Source organism: Marseilla massiliensis (assembly GCF_016899955.1).
GTDB lineage: Bacteria > Bacteroidota > Bacteroidia > Bacteroidales > Bacteroidaceae > Prevotella > Prevotella intestinigallinarum.
This window is the reverse complement of sequence record NZ_JACJJL010000006.1, coordinates 118,025-136,657: the sequence shown is the minus strand read 5'-3', so window position 1 is coordinate 136,657 and position 18,633 is coordinate 118,025. Positions and strand designations below refer to the sequence as shown.

12 protein-coding genes are annotated in these 18,633 nt (G+C 57.9%); 6 read left to right on the top strand and 6 right to left on the bottom strand.

The genetic code is table 11. The features are described 5' to 3' along the window. Positions 1–170 precede the first annotated feature (170 nt). Both H6B30_RS05220 and recF read right to left on the bottom strand, forming a co-directional pair. Positions 171–461, bottom strand: coding sequence for a DciA family protein (locus H6B30_RS05220; RefSeq protein WP_205108612.1), 291 nt, complete (start codon positions 459–461; stop codon positions 171–173). Further along, positions 454–1,563: a DNA replication/repair protein RecF gene (gene recF, locus H6B30_RS05215; protein ID WP_205108610.1), complete on the bottom strand. Its 1,110-nt coding sequence runs from the start codon at positions 1,561–1,563 to the stop codon at positions 454–456. Before recF ends, H6B30_RS05220 begins: the two co-directional genes overlap by 8 nt. A gap of 141 nt (positions 1,564–1,704) precedes the next feature. Here recF and H6B30_RS05210 point away from each other — a divergent pair, with 141 nt between their 5' ends. From H6B30_RS05210 to H6B30_RS05200, 3 genes are all read left to right on the top strand, one after another. Then, on the top strand, positions 1,705–2,385 hold the full coding sequence (locus H6B30_RS05210; protein ID WP_205108608.1) for a tetratricopeptide repeat protein: 681 nt from the start codon (positions 1,705–1,707) through the stop codon (positions 2,383–2,385). Between the two features lie 2 nt (positions 2,386–2,387). Then, positions 2,388–2,864: a 6,7-dimethyl-8-ribityllumazine synthase gene (gene ribH, locus H6B30_RS05205; protein ID WP_205108606.1), complete on the top strand. Its 477-nt coding sequence runs from the start codon at positions 2,388–2,390 to the stop codon at positions 2,862–2,864. Positions 2,865–3,031: 167 nt separating this feature from the next. Continuing rightward, a complete protein-coding gene (locus tag H6B30_RS05200; RefSeq protein WP_205108604.1) occupies positions 3,032–3,787 on the top strand; it encodes an exodeoxyribonuclease III in 756 nt (251 codons plus the stop codon). Between the two features lie 670 nt (positions 3,788–4,457). Here H6B30_RS05200 and H6B30_RS05195 read toward each other — a convergent pair. Both H6B30_RS05195 and H6B30_RS05190 read right to left on the bottom strand, forming a co-directional pair. Then, positions 4,458–6,920 carry a glycoside hydrolase family 31 protein gene (locus H6B30_RS05195; RefSeq protein ID WP_205108602.1) on the bottom strand — a complete coding sequence of 821 codons (2,463 nt, stop codon included), beginning with the start codon at positions 6,918–6,920 and terminating at the stop codon, positions 4,458–4,460. A 125-nt stretch (positions 6,921–7,045) separates the two neighbouring features. Continuing rightward, the gene (locus H6B30_RS05190; RefSeq protein ID WP_205108600.1) at positions 7,046–9,076 is read right to left on the bottom strand and encodes a helix-turn-helix domain-containing protein; all 2,031 of its coding nucleotides are present in this window, start codon (positions 9,074–9,076) and stop codon (positions 7,046–7,048) included. A 540-nt stretch (positions 9,077–9,616) separates the two neighbouring features. Between H6B30_RS05190 and H6B30_RS05185 the strand changes: the two genes are divergently transcribed. The 3 genes from H6B30_RS05185 to aldA all read left to right on the top strand — a co-directional run bounded on the left by H6B30_RS05185 (position 9,617) and on the right by aldA (position 14,503). Then, on the top strand, positions 9,617–11,641 hold the full coding sequence (locus H6B30_RS05185; protein WP_205108598.1) for a protein-disulfide reductase DsbD family protein: 2,025 nt from the start codon (positions 9,617–9,619) through the stop codon (positions 11,639–11,641). A 6-nt stretch (positions 11,642–11,647) separates the two neighbouring features. Continuing rightward, positions 11,648–12,934, top strand: coding sequence for an L-cysteine desulfidase family protein (locus H6B30_RS05180; RefSeq protein WP_205108596.1), 1,287 nt, complete (start codon positions 11,648–11,650; stop codon positions 12,932–12,934). A gap of 129 nt (positions 12,935–13,063) precedes the next feature. Then, positions 13,064–14,503, top strand: a complete 1,440-nt coding sequence (gene aldA, locus H6B30_RS05175; protein WP_205108594.1) for an aldehyde dehydrogenase — start codon at positions 13,064–13,066, stop codon at positions 14,501–14,503. A gap of 148 nt (positions 14,504–14,651) precedes the next feature. Here the strand turns inward: aldA and H6B30_RS05170 are convergent, their stop codons facing one another. Together H6B30_RS05170 and H6B30_RS05165 are read right to left on the bottom strand one after the other, a co-directional pair. Further along, positions 14,652–15,302 carry a porin family protein gene (locus tag H6B30_RS05170; RefSeq protein WP_205108592.1) on the bottom strand — a complete coding sequence of 217 codons (651 nt, stop codon included), beginning with the start codon at positions 15,300–15,302 and terminating at the stop codon, positions 14,652–14,654. Positions 15,303–15,775: 473 nt separating this feature from the next. Further along, a complete protein-coding gene (locus H6B30_RS05165; RefSeq protein WP_205108590.1) occupies positions 15,776–18,631 on the bottom strand; it encodes a DUF8487 domain-containing protein in 2,856 nt (951 codons plus the stop codon). Between the last annotated feature and the right edge of the window lie 2 nt (positions 18,632–18,633).

Here is an 18,633-nt window from a genome sequence, read left to right as displayed (position 1 = left end):
AACGGCCCGTTTGACATCCTCAAACGGGCCGTTTTGCACCCTGATTCGGGCCGTTTTGCAAACATGCTGAGCACCAAGCTGTTGGCAAAGCCGCCCGGACGGCGGCAGGCAATCCATCCGGTGAAGGCTCGAAAAGCACAAAGCATAGCTTTGCCCGGGCCGCTGCAAGCTCAGCAAAACCTTATGTCGGCAATGACCTGGCTGCCCACCTGGGCATTAAGCCGCGCCACAAAGTCGCGCCTCCTCATGCTCAGGTCGGCACGGAGGGCGGGGCTCGACAGCCTGACAAAGAGCGTTTGGTTCATAATGTAGGCAGAGATGGTGTACCGGGCAATCACCGGGCCAGCCACCACGGGCCACGCATCGACGAGCCGCTTCTGCAGCAACGGCGTCTCAAGTCCCTGCTGCCGCAAGTTGCGCAGTATCAGGTCGCGTATCGATTGCACATCGCGTCTAAACATGTTCCTCCTCCTTTACCTCGCCATCGTCAACGTGGAATATCTTATAGTCGTGCGAACAGAGACGCAGTATGCGGTCAAGGTGCTCGCGGTTGGTGTCGGTCATGAATATCTGGCCAAAGCCGCTGCCCGACACAATGCCCACGATGCGCTCCACACGGGTGGCGTCGAGCTTGTCGAACACGTCGTCGAGCAACAGCAGGGGGGTGGTTTGCGAGGCTGTGCGGCGCAAGAAGCCAAACTGCGCGAGCTTCAGGGCAATGACGAAAGTCTTGCTCTGGCCCTGGCTCCCCTCGCGTTTCATCGGATGGCCCGACAGCGTAAACACCAAGTCGTCGCGGTGCACGCCGTGCAGCGAATAGCCCATGATGCGGTCCTTCGCCCTGTCACGGCGTATAACGTCGAGCAGCGGGCCGCGCCGGCAATGCGACTCGTAGGCCAGACCTACGCTCTCGTGGCCGGCCGAGATGTCGTCGTAAAACTCGCGGAACACCGGCTCGAGCTCGCTGACAAACGCTTCGCGGCGTGCGAAGATGGCCTCGCCCTCAACAGCCATCTGCTCTTCGAGTATGCCGATGAGCTCCGTGTCGGGCTCGGCATCGGCGCGGAGCATGGCGTTGCGCTGCGCCAAAGCCTTGTTGTAACGGCCGAGCGAGTCGAGGTAAGCACGGTCGTACTGCGATATCACGATGTCCATCAGACGGCGGCGCTCCTCGCTACCGCCGTCGATGAGCAGCGAGTCGGCCGGCGACACCGACACGAGCGGCACCAGCCCTATATGCTCTGACAGCCGCCTGTACTCCTTGCCGTCACGCTTCATGTGCTTCTTTGTACCACGCTTCATGCCACAGTAAACCGAAAGAGGGTCGCCGCCGTCTGTCTGGTAACTGCCTTCGAGCATGAAAAAAGCCTCGCCGTGGCGCATCACCTGGGAGTCGACGGCACACAAGGCGCTGCGGCAGAAGGAGAGATAATACACCGCATCGATGACGTTTGTCTTGCCGGCGCCGTTGCTCCCGATAAAACAGTTCATGCCGGGAGACAGACTCAGCTCTGCCGCCTTTATGTTCTTATAATTCAGTATGGAAAGTTTCTGCAGAATCATCAGCTGCCTTTTTGCTATTTAACTGCAAAGTTAAGCCATTTATTAGTCATAAACGAAAAAAGTCAACGATAAATTTCAGTATCTGCAATAAATTCCGTAATTTTGCCACGCAATTGAAACTGAATTTAAAACAACAAAATAATGGCAAGCAATAACAACCAGAACGAAGCCCCCAATAGCGGGAGCACCATCCACATCTCGGAGACTTTCTTCGACAAGTACAAAAAAGCTATCATCTACGGCGTGGTTGCCGTAATCGTAATCGTGGCAGGAGCAATAATCTACAACAACTATGTTGCCGCCCCGCGAGCCGAAAAAGCCAGCACAGCACTGGCCAAAGGACAGGAATATTTCGGCATGGAAGAATACACTAAAGCACTCAACGGCGACAGCATTGGCTACGCCGGATTCATCAAGATAGCCGCCGACTACAGCAGCACAGACGCAGGCAACCTTGCCAACCTATACGCCGGACTATGCTATGCGCAGCTTGGCAAATGGACGGAAGCCGCAAGCTACCTCGAGAAATTCGACACACAAGGCGACCACATGATTAGCCCCGCAGCCGAGGCAGCGCTTGGCAACGCCTACGCTCACCTGAAACAGCCCGACAAGGCCGTAGAGCACTTGAAGCGGGCAGCCAAGAACGCAGACAACAACAGCCTCTCACCGACGTTCCTCATACAGGCCGGTGAGATACTGGAAAGCCAGGGCAAGAAGCAGGAGGCACTGCAACTGTACCAGGAGGTGAAGCAGAAGTACTTCAACTCCATGCAGTACCAGACGATAGACAAGTACATTGAACGCGCCACAGTAGAATAACCATGGCCACAGCACTGCACAACCTGTCGGATTACGACACAGAGAAGGTGCCCGATGCCAGCAACATGTGCTTCGGCATCGTGGTGGCCGAATGGAACAAGGAGATAACGGGGGCGTTGCTCAACGGTGCTGTCTCCACGCTCGAGAAGCACGGGGCACTGCCAGAAAACATACACGTCAAGACAGTGCCGGGCAGCTTCGAGCTGATATACGGGGCACGGCAGATGTCACTCAACGGCAATTACGACGCCGTGATAATACTCGGTTGCGTGATACGGGGCGAGACCCCGCACTTCGACTACATATGCGAAGGTGTGACATACGGCATTGCACGACTCAACACCACGAGCGAGATACCTATCATCTTCGGCCTGCTCACAACTGAAGACCTGCAGCAAGCCAAGGACAGAAGCGGCGGACGGCTCGGCAACAAAGGTGACGAGTGCGCCGTAGACGCTATAAAGATGGCGAAATTCTGACCATCGACAAACTTAAACCACACAGTGGCGACCTTGCCTCGGCAGGGCCGCCACTGTCGATTAAAAAGCCCAAGGAAACGCCTTGCCGCCCACATGCCCCGCCAACAGGGCTCCGGGCTAAAGGGCGAACCACAAGGGCCATTGTAAAACATCAACATCATCAAACAATGACAAAACTTATTTCATGGAACGTCAACGGCCTGCGAGCCTGCGAGGGGAAGGGCTTCAGCGAGTCGTTCCGCCAACTTGACGCCGACTTCTTCTGCCTGCAGGAGACCAAAATGCAGCAAGGACAGCTCGACTTGAGCTTCGATGGATATGAATCCTACTGGAACTATGCCGACAAGAAAGGCTATTCGGGCACCGCGATATTCACGCGCCGGAAACCAATCAACGTGACTTACGGCATCGGCATTGACGAGCACGACCACGAAGGAAGGGTAATCACGCTCGAAACCGAGGACTTCTTCCTTGTGGATGTCTACACCCCAAATTCGCAAGACGGACTGAAACGGCTGGACTACCGAATGAAGTGGGAAGACGACTTCCGCGCTTACCTGATGCGGCTCGATGGGTCGAAGCCTGTGATAGTGTGCGGAGACATGAACGTGGCACACCAGGAGATAGACCTGAAAAACCCGAAAAGCAACCGCCGCAACGCCGGATTCACTGACGAGGAGCGCCAGAAGTTCAGCCAACTGCTGGCCAGCGGCTTCACCGACACGTTCAGGCTGTTGCACCCCGAGCAGGTTACCTACTCATGGTGGTCGTACCGTTTCAAGGCAAGGGAGAAGAACGCAGGGTGGCGCATCGACTACTTCGTCACCTCGCAACGCCTCGACAGCCATGTCAAGGAGGCGGGCATACACAACGAGATATACGGAAGCGACCACTGCCCTGTGGAGCTTGTGCTCGACATTTAGCCTGCAACGGCCGACAACAACGGCCAAACGCCACACTGCACCTAACTCAGCAAGGCTGAAAAACGCAGACACCAGAGCCGCTACGCAGCCACAGCCGGCAAGCCCGGCAAGCCGCGTGGCGGCTTTTTTTCACCATGAACAATGCAATATGAAATGCGTTACGAAAGGCATTCGCAACGAAAGCCCCACTCTACCTTGACACTGACAAAGGGCAATAGAGCTACCGGCGCCCGACGGCGGATTAGCCCACAGCTAAAATTGTCTTATCCACCACTGCCTCAGCGAAATAAAATAGCAGGAGGAAACAGGGCACTTAAAACAACAAAACGCATGTTGGCACATCTTTCAAAGGGCGAACACAGCAATAGACAAACATGCATTTGGCCAACGCATCGCCTTGAACCGTCTTTAACACTGCAATGTTAAAAAGGGCGGCATGAGCCTTGCCACCTAACAACGTGGCTGTCAGCAAGTTGCAAAAGGGTCTTTTTTAGCATCCAAAACGGCACGTATTGCACTATGAAATGTGCCGTATTGCAATGCGAAACGCCTCGTTTTGCACTGAAATACGGCACAGCCCCATGCCCAAGGCCGCACAGGCCGTTTTCAGTTGCATATATGCAAGCACGGCACGACGGCATGCAACCTACGGCCAGAGGGCCGCTGCGGCTCAGAGACTCACGGTCTGCGCCCTGCCGTCATAGCGCACAGTGCGCCCCTTGGCGGGCACGTCGCCGGCCGGGGTCGACCCGCCTACGAGCACGATGTTGAACTTGCGCGACTTGAGCATGCCCTTGAACTTGCCCTTGCGCTCACCTATCGTCAACGTACGGCCGGCCTCATCCCACTCAAACTCGATGGTGGTGTAGGCGCCATCCTCATAGTTGTAATTGTCGTTTTCATCCTCATAGAGGGTAAACCGGCCATCGGCACCGGGATAGACGCGCACCTCCAAGTCGTCCCAACGCTTCTCGGTGGCATACTGCACGTCGGGGCCAAAGGGCACAATCGAGCCGGCGCGCACATAAACGGGCATTATGTCGATGGGCACCTCGCGCATTACAGTCTGCCCGCCGCTGTGTTTACTGCCCGTCCAGAAGTCGAGCCAGTCGGCCCCCGCGGGCAGATACACATCCACCGATGCCACATCAGCCATGTCCTTCTGGTGGCCGTTGCGCCTTGCATCCTGCCATGTGTACAGCGAATCGGTGACGGGCCGCACAAGGAAACTGCGCCCGAACATATACTCCGAGCCCAATTCCAGCACCCGGCTGTCGCCGGCAAAGTCCATCACAAGGGGCCGGATGATGCTCCCGCTGCCGCTCGTCACCTCCCACGCCGTGCTGTAAAGGTAAGGCAGCAAGCGGTAACGCAGCCTCGTATATTTCTCGATGGCATCATAAGCCCAATACCCTTTCTTGCCAAACTGGTATATCTCGACCGCCACCGGGCTTGAGTTATGGGAGCGCATGATGGGCTGGAAGACTCCCCACTCATACCAACGGACATGCAGTTCGTGGTAAGCCACGTTGTTGATGTCGTTGTTATATCTACTTGCAAAGAACCCGCCGAGGTCTGTCCCCCAGTAAGGTATGCCGCAAAGGCTATAGTTCAGCCCGGCCGCAACCTGCCTCCGCATGTTGTCCCAGGTGGAAGTGACGTCGCCGCTCCATGAATGCGAGGCGTAATGCTGCTGCCCCAGGAACGACGAACGCGTGAGCAGAAACACCCGCTTGTCGCTCGTGGCCTGCCGCTGGTGCTCGTAGACACCACGGTTCGTCACGAGTGGGAATGCATTATGCACACTGCGGAAGCTGCCCAGGTATGTCTTGACGTCGAAATCGCTGTCTTTGATGTCGAAATGGTCAGGTTCTGTCGAGTCAAGCCACCACGCATCCATGCCCAAGTCGAACATGTTGCGTTTCATCTCAGCCCAGTACAGGTCGCGGGCTACGGGGTTGAACGGGTCGTAAGGCTTGACCCCGGCGTGCCGTGGCCACGTCTCGAAGTCGTAAAGGGCCCCAATGCTGTCCATCCTGTGGTACATGTCGGTCCACGGGCCGAACGAAGCCCACACCGAAATCATGATGTGCGCGTTCCGCTTGTGCACATGGTCAATCATCTCCTTGGCTGTCTTGATGCGCGGCTCCGCCCCCGTGGCGTCTGCCTTCTCGCCTTTGGGCAGGAAACGCATATAGTATGGGTCGCCCATCTTGTTGATGTAACGGGGGTTTTCAAAGCGCATAGAGTTCCAGTTTGAGTCGCATCCCCAGTACTGCCAGTCCTGGATGATGCCGTCGAGCGGCACTTTCAGTTCACGGTATTTGTCGACCACCTCGCACAACTCGTCGGGACTCTTGTACCGTTCGCGGCTCTGCCAGAAGCCGAGCGTCCATAGCGGGTACATAGGAGCCTGCCCCGTGAGAGCCCTGACGCCGGCTATGACACCGTCGGCCGTTCCTCCGTATATGAAATAATAGTCGGCGCAATCGCCCACTTCGGAATCAAACGACATCTCCTGTGGATTGTCCGTGAACGTGGTAGGCGAGTAATTGTCCCAGTAAAGACCGTATCCCTTGGCCGAATGCACAAACGGTATGCAGATGCTCATGTTCTGGTTACGCAGCAACAAGCGCTGGTTGCGTTGCGACACGAGCCCCGTCTGCTGCTGGCCCAGGCCGTAGATCACTTCTGCCGAGTCGAGCAAGAACGCCTGCCTCACCTCGAACGACGGCCGTCCGGCGTCGTCTCTCGGCGTAAACTGCGTGCCGTAGTCCTTGTCGCGCAGCATTATGTTGCCCTGTTTGTCGGCAAACACAATGCCGCCCGTCTCTGTGTCAACGCTGACGGCAACCCTCTCGCTGGCCACCGTGGCCACGCCGCCACCGCCACCGAAACTCAGCTCCACTCTACCGGGTTTCATTATGATTGGTATGCTCACCTTTTTGCAAGGCCTGGACACGGGTTCCTTATATACCCTGACAATGTCGGGAGAGTAAAACTCGACCCGCACGTTGAGCCCCTGGGCCTGAAACGCCAGCCCGCCCTCCGTGCGGCTGGCCTGCCCGGCCGTGGCCGATGCGGCGCAGCAGATGGCCGCCGCCGCAACAAAGAAGATTTTTCTGAATGTCATAACAATGTATATGTCTGTATGTGCAACAATGTTTTTGGTGCTGCAAAGATAGCCAAAATCATCCACACGGCGGCAAACAAATGTTGACACGAAGCGCGCAAATGTTGAAAACCCGCCAAAAGGCGTCAGTCACGCCGCCTGCCGGCAGCCTGGTAGTCTGACGGGCGGCACCCGAACTCGGCCTGGAAACACTTGCTGAAATATCCCGTGGAACCGAAGCCCGTGGCCTCGGCCACCTCGGCAACGCTCATGCCACCGCCGGCCAGCATCTCTGCGGCGCGCCTGAGGCGTATGCTCCGTATGAAGGCCACGGGCGACTTGTCGAGCAAGGCCGTCAGCTTGCGGTATAGCCCCGTGCGCTCCATGCACAAGTCGCTTGCCAGTTGCCCAACCGAATAGCCCTGGGTAGAGATGTTACGCTCTACAACGGCGGTCACACGGCTGACAAACTCGGCCTCGGCCGGCGTCAGGCGCTGCCGGCAGTCAGACTGTCCGCTGCCCTCGCCCAGCACCACCCGCCCGTCGCCCTCGTAGGCGCTGAGGCGCTCGGCCAGCGTCTTGACACGCTGCATAAGCTCGTCTTCACGGGCACGGCGGGCAGTCTTACGCCTTACCACGCGCCCGTAAGCCACAAAGGAGGCAGCCAACAGCGCAACGGCCAGTACTGCATAGGCGGATAGAGCCACAGGAGTGGCCCACCATGGCGGCAGCACCCTAACCCCCAGACGCCGCACCTCGGCCCCCTGCCATTGCCCGGTGCCGGTGGAAGCCATCACCTCAAGCACATAGTTTCCGGGCGGAAGGCCCACAAATGGCAGGTAGAGAGCACCACGGTCGTCTACAAGCCCGAGGGCAGAGTCGGCCGTCAGCGTGTGCCACCGGCCGCCGTCGCCCGAAAAGCGGTATCGGTAACATGTGCTGCGCGGGCGCACATAATTCATTGTCGAGAAACGGAAGGCAACCGAGTTCTGGCCATACGACAGGGTTATATCGTCAACATAAGGCGGGGTGACGTCGAGCACCACCCTGCCACCATAGCTCCGCCCCGGCACCACCTCGCGGCCGTTGAGGTAGACCGAGGCCAGAATCGGGGTAAGGCGTATGTCGACGGGCGACGTGTCGAACAATCCGCTGTAGGGCGAAGTGTACAGAAGGCCGCTGGCATACGTGCCGAGCCACACCCCACCCTCGCGGTCAAGGCACACTGTGTTGATGCCCGTGGCAAGCATCGACCCGTCGGGCAGCCTGAGCTCACGGTGCTGCCTGCACTCGCCCGTCGACGGGTCGATGCGCAAGAAGCCGTTGGGGCAGGTGGCATAGATTATCCCCTGAGGAGTGACTGTGAGCGTATGAAGCAGTGTAGGCACCTTCATCACCGTGCGCCACGCCCTGGAACCCAGCATGTAAGCCAGCAACACCGACCCCCGGCCGCCCGTGCGCACCTGGTAAAACACCGAGTCGCGCCATGCGGCCAAGAGCGACGTGCGACGGTAACCGCGCCACTCGTCGCCCGCGAATAGCGTGCACTCATGCACCATCCTGCCGTCTTCGCTGTATTCAACAACCCGTCCGGTGCCAAAAAACGCATATACCACCCCTCCCACGGCATCCATGTCCTGCAGCCGGCCGGCACCTGCCGGGAGCCCCAGGGCAAGCCTTCCGCCGTCTAAGCACAGGCTGTCGGCCCTCACCACCCACCGCCTGCGCCGGGAGTCTACAAAGAAGTCGGCGACATCATCGCCAAGCTTTCGGGCCAAATCGCGGCATTGGCGCATGCGCCTCAAGTCAACGCACGTCATGCGCCTGTGCTCCTTTATCCACAACATGTCGCCTGAGTCTACGTAAAGGTGGGTGTGTCCGCCATAGGCCGGCAGGCCAACCCATCCCGAGTCGGCAACCGGCGCACGGGTGAACCGCTGTCCGTCGTAGACATCTATGCCACTGCCGGAATACACCACGATGCGCCCGTCGTCCAGCTGGGCCATCTGCAACACCCTGTTGCTGCTCAACCCGTTTGCCGTGTTGAGCGTGTAATATGTGGCATCGGTGGCATCCCGCGCACCATGCGCAGCCTGAAATGGCGCCAAGGCAAGCACCACGGCCGACAATATACCAAACAAGTTGTTGCGCACAAGCGCTGCCCTGCATCTATACATAAATTAATATACAAATCAACCTGCCCGGAGTGGCGCTTTTGCACTCATTCCGCCACGACGGAACGGCATGCCGACAACACCCCAAACAGAACAATCCTGTAGCACACGAAAACGGCTGCCGAGGGCCGGTTTCTGCTACAATAAATATTTACATCAGCCGTTCGGCATCACCAATCGGGCCTCATCGCGTTCCAACATGGGCCGTTTGACAGGCCCGAACGGGCCATTTGAGAATGCAAGACAGGCCGTTTGACGAGGCAAAATGGCTACGACCGAAACCCATTGCAGCCCAATCCGTTAGCAGCGGCCGCCTTGACATGAATCAAATTTTACAAAAGTCGGCAACCGCCACTGCCCTATCAAAACATGCGACAGCCCCGACGGACGGCCCGGCCAACGGGCGTCGCAACGCAGACCGACGCAGACAGCCGCCCGACAACCGCATTCTTTATCTGCAAAAATAAAATAAATTATCTACTGTTGCAATTAATTGAGAGTATTTTTATTAATTTTGCACCGTAATAAATCAACACTACAGAAATGAAGAAGCTCATATCACTGATGATCATGCTGGGAGTCGCCATAGCCATCAAGGCCCAGATGGTAGACCCAGTTCACTTCACCTCGCAGTTGAAAATGCTCGGTGGCGACGAAGCCGAGATAGTCTTCTCGGCAAAGATAGACAAGGGTTGGCATCTCTATTCAACCGAGCTGGGCAGCGACGGCCCCATCTCGGCATCGTTCAACGCCAACAAGATGGACGGAGCCGAGACCGTAGGAAAGCTACAACCGCGCGGGAAGGAAGTGAAACAGTTTGACAACATGTTCGGCATGGAGCTGCGCTTCTTTGAAGGCAGCGCCACGTTTGTGCAAAAGATACGCTTCACCAAACCAACATACGACATCGACTGCTACCTGGAATACGGCGCTTGCAACGACGAGATGTGCCTGCCCCCGTCGCAGGTGGCACTTGTAAAGAAGGGCAAGTCGCCCGCAGTGGCAGCCGCCGCGCAAGCCAAGGAGCCTGAGGAAAAGGCAGGCCAGGAGACTGCCACGGACACAGCTGAGGCCGCTCCGGCCGACACCGCCAAGGCCGACACCGCTGCCGCAGCCCCCGCAATGTCGCAAACGGAAGGCAAGGAGCTGTGGGCGCCGGTGATCGACGAGCTCAACGCCTTTGACGAAGGCGCCCAGAACAACTCCCTGATATACATCTTCCTGGCCGGAATAGTGGGCGGCTTCCTCGCACTGCTCACCCCGTGCGTGTGGCCAATCATCCCCATGACGGTAAGTTTCTTCCTCAAACGCAACAAAGACCGCTCTAAAGCCATACGCGAAGCCGTCACCTACGGCATCTCGATAGTGGTCATCTACGTGCTGCTGGGCCTTGTGGTGACGCTGCTCTTCGGCGCAAGCGCGCTCAACGCCCTGTCTACCAACGCCGTGTTCAACATATTCTTCTGCCTGCTCCTAATCGTGTTTGCCGCCTCGTTCTTCGGGGCGTTCGAGATAACGCTGCCGTCGTCGTGGAGCAACAAGATTGACCAGAAGTCGGAAAACACGAGCGGCATGCTCAGCATCTTCCTCATGGCGTTCACGCTCACGCTCGTATCATTCTCTTGCACAGGCCCCATCATCGGCTTCCTGCTCGTGGCCGTGTCTACCCAAGGCAGCATTGTAGGCCCCACCCTTGGCATGCTCGGCTTCGCAATCGCCCTTGCCATACCCTTCACACTGTTCGCCATGTTCCCCAGCCTGCTCAAGTCGGCACCAAAGTCTGGCGGGTGGATGAACGTGGTCAAGGTGGTGCTGGGCTTCATCGAACTGGCTTTCGCCCTGAAGTTCCTCTCGGTTGCCGACCTTGCCTACGGCTGGCACATACTCGACCGCGAAGTGTTCGTGGCCCTGTGGATAGTAATCTTCGGCCTGATGGGCATCTACCTGCTGGGCTGGCTGAAGTTTCCGCACGACGACCCGGAGCACCGCACCAACGTGCCGCAGTTCTTCCTGGCCATGATTTCGCTTGCTTTCGCCATCTACATGGTGCCCGGACTGTGGGGCGCGCCGCTGAAAGCCATCAGTGCCTTCGCCCCGCCGATGAACACGCAAGACTTCAACCTGCACGAAGAATCGGTTGAAGCCAAATACACCGACTACGATGAAGGCATGGCAGCAGCACGCTCGCAGGGCAAGCCGGTAATGGTAGACTTCACCGGTTTCGGCTGTGTCAACTGCCGAAAGATGGAGGCTGCCGTATGGACAGACCCCAAAGTGGCCGACATGCTCAACAACGACTACGTGCTGATATCGCTATACGTCGACGACAAGACACCACTGCCGGAGCCCATCCAGGTTGAGGAGAACGGACAGAAGCGCACGCTTCGCACCGTGGGCGACAAGTGGAGCTACCTGCAACGCACCAAAGTGGGTGCCAACACGCAGCCCTTCTATGTGCTGCTCGACAACAACGGCAAGCCGCTGGCAGGCAGCCGGTCGTACGACGAGAACCTGCAGGAGTACATAGACTTCCTGAAGAAAGGCCTTGAAAACTACTCAAAACGATGAAACGCCATGCTTGACAAGGACACGAGAAACCGAATTATCAGGCTGATACACAAAGAAGTGGTACCGGCCATAGGCTGCACCGAACCGATGGCGGTGGCATTGTGCACAGCCAAGGCAGCCGAGACACTGGGGCGCACGCCCGAAACAATCAACGTGCTGCTTAGTGCCAACATCCTGAAAAACGCCATGGGGGTAGGCATACCGGGCACGGGCATGATAGGACTGCCCATAGCCATAGCCCTCGGGGCGCTGATAGGCAAGTCCGACTACAAGCTCGAAGTGCTCAAAGACCTCACGCCCGAAGCCCTCGAGGCAGGCAAGCAATACATCGCCGGCAAGCATATCGACATCAAACTCAAGGAAGGCATCACCGAGAAACTGTACATCGAAGTATGCTGCAAGGCCGCCGGGAGCGAGTCGACGGCCATCATCGCAGGCGGCCACACGTCGTTTGTCTACCTCGGCAAAGACGGCAAGGCACTGCTCGACAACCGCACCGACACCACCGCGGGCGAGGAAGAGGAAGACATAAGGCTCAACATGCGCCTCGTATACGACTTTGCCACCACCGCCCCGGTGGAAGAGATAAGCTTCATAACCGAAACCAAGGACTACAACATGAAGGCTGCCAGCGAGGCCATAAAGGGCAATTACGGCCACAACCTGGGCAAGACCATCGACCGCCCGCTGAGCCAGGGCATCTTCGGCCGGAGCATATTCTCGAAGATAATAGCCCGCACGGCCTCGGCATGCGACGCTCGCATGGGCGGCGCCATGATACCGGTGATGAGCAACAGCGGCAGCGGCAACCAGGGGATATGCGCCACCAACCCGGTAGCGGTGTACGCGACAGAGAACGAAAACACCGAGGAGGAACTCATCCGGGCGCTGACCATGAGCCACCTCACGGCCATATACATCAAGCAAAGCTTAGGAAAGCTGTCGGCACTGTGCGGTTGCGTGGTTGCCTCGATAGGCAGCAGCTGCGGCATAACCTACCTCATGGGCGGCAACTATGAGCACGTATGCCACTCGGTAAAGAACATGATAGCCAACATCACGGGCATGATTTGCGACGGGGCAAAGCCAAGCTGCTCGCTGAAGATATCGTCGGGTGTGTCTACCGCCGTGCTTTCCGCCCTGCTATCGATGGAGGGCAAGTGCGTCAGCAGCGCCGAAGGGATAATCGACGACGACGTCGACAGGAGCATACGCAACCTGACTTCCATCGGTGCCGACGCCATGGCGACCACCGACAACATGGTGCTCGACATCATGACGCACAAATGCTAACAAGCGGAACGATTCGCAAAATTATCATAAAAAACGAGAACGGCACTGCCATTCTCGTTTTTTTTTATTTATTTTTGCTACGCATTCATAAGATGCATCTAATAAAGATCTACCTAAAACAGAATAGAAATGAAAGATTTGAAAATGTACATCAACGGCAAGTTCGTTGAGAGTCGGTCCGGCAAATGGATCGAAGTGTTGAACCCCTCGACCGAAGAGGTGATAAGCCGCCAGCCGGAAGGCACAGTGGAAGACGTGAACGAAGCCCTCGACGCCGCACGTGCTGCACAGAAAGCATGGGCAGCCACACCTGCAATCGAGCGGGCCGCGTATCTGCGCAAGCTGGCTGACGGCATACGCAAACGCAAAGACCTGTTCGTCGACATCATCATGCGCGAGCAAGGGAAAACGCTCAGCTGGGCAACGACCGAGGTTAATGTGACAGCCGACTACTTCGACTACATGGCCTCGTTTGCGCGCCACATCGAGGGCGAAGTGATACCGAGCGACCGCCGAGGCGAAACCATCATACTGACAAAGCGTCCCATAGGCGTAGTGGCAGGCATCCTGCCGTGGAACTTCCCGTTCTTTCTCATCGCCCGCAAAGCCGGCTCCGCCCTCATAGCGGGGTGCACCATAGTAATCAAGCCGTCGCAGATAACACCCGAGAACTGCACCGAATTCGCCCACGTGGTTGAAGAGTCGGGCCTGCCCGCAGGCGTCATCAACATCGTGACCGGCCGCGGCAGCGTGATAGGCAACGAAATGGCAGGAAGCCCCAAGGTTGACATCGTGAGCGTGACTGGCAGCGTGAGCGCAGGCGAGAGCATCATGAAAGCCGCCGCCAACAACATAACCAAAGTGTCGCTCGAGCTTGGCGGCAAGGCACCGGCAATAGTATTCCCCGACGCCGACCTCGAAGCCTCGGCACAATGGATACTCGACAGCCGCATAGGCAACAACGGACAGATATGCAACAATGCCGAGCGAGTATACGTGCACAAGGACATCAAGAAGGAGTTTACCGACATACTGCTGCGCAAGTTTGAGGCCGTGAAGGTGGGCGACCCCTGCAAAGACCACACCGTAGACATGGGCCCGCTGGTAGAGAAGCGCGCCCTGGAGAGCGTTGAGGCCAAGGTTGAAAATGCAATAAAGCAAGGGGCTAAGGTGCTTTGCGGCGGCCACCGCGTGGGCGACAAGGGATATTTCTATGCCGCCACGCTGCTTGACAACTGCACCCAGGACATGGACATCATACACGAAGAGACGTTCGGCCCGGTGCTGCCCATCGTTGAGTTTGAAGATACCGACCAGGTGATAGCATGGGCCAACGACGTTGAGTACGGACTGGCATCGTCGGTGTTCACCAAAGACATCGACACGGCTGCCAAGGTGACGCGCGGACTTGAGTTCGGCGAGACCTACATCAACCGCGAACACTTCGAGGCCATGCAAGGATTCCACGCCGGCGTGAAGAAGAGCGGCATCGGAGGGGCCGACGGAAAGCACGGCGTAGAGGAATATCTCGTTACCCACGTGACCTATCTCGACACTCACTACGAGTAAGCCGAAGGCACAACCGGCACGGCAAAGGCCGCAACACTCACCTCAAAGCGAGTGTTGCGGCCTTTTTGATTGCAGTCGACAGACGTGGCGGCGGCGCCTTGAAAGCCGGTGGCTGGCAGCCCGTCAGTGCAAACGGCGGGCCCCGCCGTCAGAAGTTGACGCCGAAGTTAAGGTAGAAGCACCCTGTGTGCGACGTGTCGAAGTCGCTGTGGCAAATGTTGGCCAGGCCGAAGTCGTAGGCCATCTCGGCATAAATCATCTGGTATTCGGCACCGCAACCTATGCGCAGACCGCCATCGAAGCGCTTGAAAAAGCCGCTCGAGAACGAAGAGTAGACAGCCCTGTCGTCGGGGGTGAGCCCGTAGTCCTTCACCTTTCCGCCCACACCGCAAGCTATGTAGCCTCCGGCAAAAGGCTGTATGCTGAAGTTGCCGTCAACATCATACTTGTATTTGGCCAGGATGGGCAGCTCGAGATAGTTCAGGTCGTAGGTAAACTTGGCCCCGTCGACCTTTCCGTTGCCTCCCTTCTCGGTATAAAACAAGCCTGTCTCAAGGTATACCGGAGCCGCGGGCGACAACTGGAAGCCTATGATGGCACCAAGGTTGAGCCCTGAGCGCACACTGCCGCCGTCGAGCACATCGTCGTCTGAGTTTACGGTGGCAAGCGCGAGGCCAAGCCTCAGGCCGTAATATATGTTGTGCTCTTCGGTGTATGCAGAGTTGAACGGATAGCCATACTGGGCTACCGAAGGCAATGCCATGATGAAGGCAATGGCCGACAGGAGTATCTTTTTCATATTTTTGGTTGGTCGTTAAATGATTATAGGGTGCAAAGGTAGACGTTATTTCGCTAACAACAAAATGATTTGTATTAAAAAGTCTTGCAGGCTGCCCAACTGAAAGGCGCTGGATTACAGCGCAAAATGCCGCATGCAGCGGCCGGCCACAGCTGGCGCTGACCTCGCGCCGAGCTATCTGCGCAAGTGACTGAGTCCCAACCACTTCGGGAAACGGCCCGTTTTGCAGGCTGAAACGGGCCGTTCGGCATTGCAATATCGGCCGTATTGCAACGCCGAACGGCCCATATCGCAGTGGTGGGCCACCGGAATGACGTTGGCTGAAGGCTGCCGACGCCGCCACGAACGGCTCGCGGCCCTACGCCGCCACGCCAGCAACAGCCGGCCGGGAGGCACAAAAAAGGCTGCGCCATGCGGTATGGCGCAGCCTCGAAAGCCGTTTGGGCAGCCGCAGGGACAGCCACGGCAAGCGGTCACTTGAGCTTTGGCTTAAGCTCGTCGGGCGAGTCGTTGGTGAACATATTCACCGCCGGGGCCACATTTTCAAACAAGTTTGTTATCACCTCCGGCTCAAGTGTGATTGACGGACGGAAGTCGTCGCTCTCCATATAGCTGATGATGGCCTTGCGCATCTGGCGCGCCACCGGCCTCGAGTCGAGGTTGCTGTCGATGTCCATCGTGGTCATGAGCAGTCGGCCGCCAAGCACATTGGCCTCTACAAGCATACCGAGCTTGCGGCTTATGTGCCATGTGTCGATGGGCTGGATGGGCGGCTGGTAGGCAGCGGGGAAGTCGCGGAGGTTCATCACCTGCGCCTTGTTGAGCAATTCCCACCAGTTCAGGTTGCTCCAGTCGTCGGTCGGGAACTCTCCGAAGAGCGGATGCGACGTGTCGATGGCCGCCCCCGTGGTGTGTGGCGGGCGCATCTTAAACCAGCTCGTGTTCCAGAACACGGGCAGGTAGGTCTGCTTCACGTCGTTGCCAAAGCGCACCTTTCCGGCCGCCGTTATCAAAACGCGTCCCCCTTTCCGCAATGCGGCCACGGCCCGGGCGTCGAGCGTGTCGGTCACAAGTATGCCCTTGGCCTCAGGCATGGCCTGCTTGGCCGGATAAACCCAAAACTCCCAGCTGTTCTCTATGCGCTGCCCAACATTGTTGGTAGGCGTTGTTGTTACGGTGAGCTTCAGCTTCGACGGTTCGGCAATGGCCGACAGCGGCATCGACACAGTGCCCAGTGCCCTGTTCTTGCCCACGGTTATGTCGCCGGCATACAGCTGCCCGCCTGCCACCTTGTTGCCGTTGGCATCGGTGACGGTATACTTCGTAGTGGCGTCGCGCAGCGTCTCGCGGTATGCGTTGTACATCTCGACGTCCACGCTAAGCGTTTCGTCGTTGGTATAAACAAACTTCGGGAACTTTGCCAGCGGCACTATGGGCGAGCAGAACTGCGTCCACTGGTCGGCATTGCAGTAGCCCTTTTCACGCCAGAACACATTGAGCACACCCACGAGCGCCGTGCCCTGGCCGCTGTAGTCGTTGAGGGCAAGCATCTGGAAGCCTGCGTAGTCGGGCGTGCGGAGGTTGCGCTCCACGTCATACTTGTAAGCCAGAGTCTGCAACTTGCCGCTGGCCATCAGGAATTTCCCGGCTTGCGAGGCCATGCCGTTGTCTCGCAGCAGGTCGGCAAATATCTCGAAGTTGCGCGCTTTGTACGCCCCGGTGTACTGCGAGGTCTCTTTCAGGTCGGGAAATGCGCACCACTGGCCCAGCTCATGGCTCAGGTAAGGCTCGTTGACGTCGAACACTATAGGCTTGCGGCCCTTCTGCGTCACCTGCATTATGTTCTTCAGGAAGTCGTCGGTCGACTGTGGGGCACGCCTGTCCCAGTCGAGCCCGCGTGCACCGCCCTTGACGTGGAACTCGCTCTTGGGGTCCCAGGCCCATCCGCCGCCCACCGACGCTCCGCAATACACGCGCCGGCGGTCGCCCGTCTGCTTCCAGTGGTCTACAAAGTCGCCCACCCAGGGCACCCAATCGCCTGCCGGCTCATTGCCGGCGGCCAGCATGCAGAACGACGGATGGTTGCCGTAATGCTCCACCATGCGCTCCGTCTCCTGAAGCAAGTAGTGGTCTATGTTCATGCCGCGGCGCAGGCGCACACCGTGGTTTGGCCACGACGGTCCCTCGGGCTGCAGGTAGAAGCCAACCTTGTCGGCCGCCTTGAACGCCGCCTCGGGCGGACAGAACGAGTGGAAGCGCATCATGTTGAGCCCGTACTCCTTGCATTTGCGGAACACCCTGAGCCACGAAGCCTCGTCGGTTGGCGGATATCCCGTCAGCGGGAAGCAGCAGTTCTCTACCGTTCCGCGCATCCAGATGGGGCGGCCGTTAAGGTAGAACTGCCTGCCGCGAACCTCAATCTTGCGCATTCCGAAGTCGGTCTGCACGGTGTCGGCGCCGAGCACCGACGTCAGCGTGTACAAGTTGGGCTCAAACTCGTCCCACAGCTTTACATCGTCTCCCATGGGCAGCGTCACCCTGACGGCCCCGTCGGCCCCGGCCACAAGCCTCTTGTGCTCAAAGTCACGCCCGGCCACGTTGAACTTAACGTCGTATTTGCCTTTGCCGCCCACTACCTTAAGCACCACGTCGATGGTCTTGGCGTCGATGTCGGGGTAAACCTGTACGTTGCCGATGTACACCTCGGGTCGCGCCTGCAGCTCCATGCGGCCCACAATGCCGTTCCAGTCGCCCTGCGTCTGGTCGGTCACACTGTGCGAGTCTTGCCCCACGCACACATTCTCTATGCCGTTGTACACCTTGATGGCAATGTCGTTGTCGCGCCCCGGGGCCACGTAGTCGGTCACGTCGAACACGTGCGGCACGCTGAGCGACGAGTCGCGGCCCACCTGCCTGCCGTTGATGAACACCGTGGTCTCTATGTGCGGGCGCTCAAGATAGAGCAGCAGGCGCTTCTTGCCCCACGCCTTTGGCACGCTGACCTTACGGCTGTACCACGCATTGCCCACGTAGTGCTTGTCCGGAGTGAGGAAAAAGGGGAACTTCATCTTGCCCGGCTGGCGGTATTTGGCCATGTATGGGTTGAAGAAAAACGACGAATCGTAAAGGCTGCTCACCCATTTCGTCTCGACGGTCACCTCGTTTCCCTTGCCGTTGGTGAGCATAGAGCCGGGCAACGTCACCCGGTCGTTGTAGTCGGGGGTATCGCCCTGCACGAAATTCCATTCTCCCGCCAGGTCGATTTTGTCCTGCGCATGGGCCGACATGGCCGCAAGCACAAGCAAGATTGATAATAGTCTCTTATTCATAT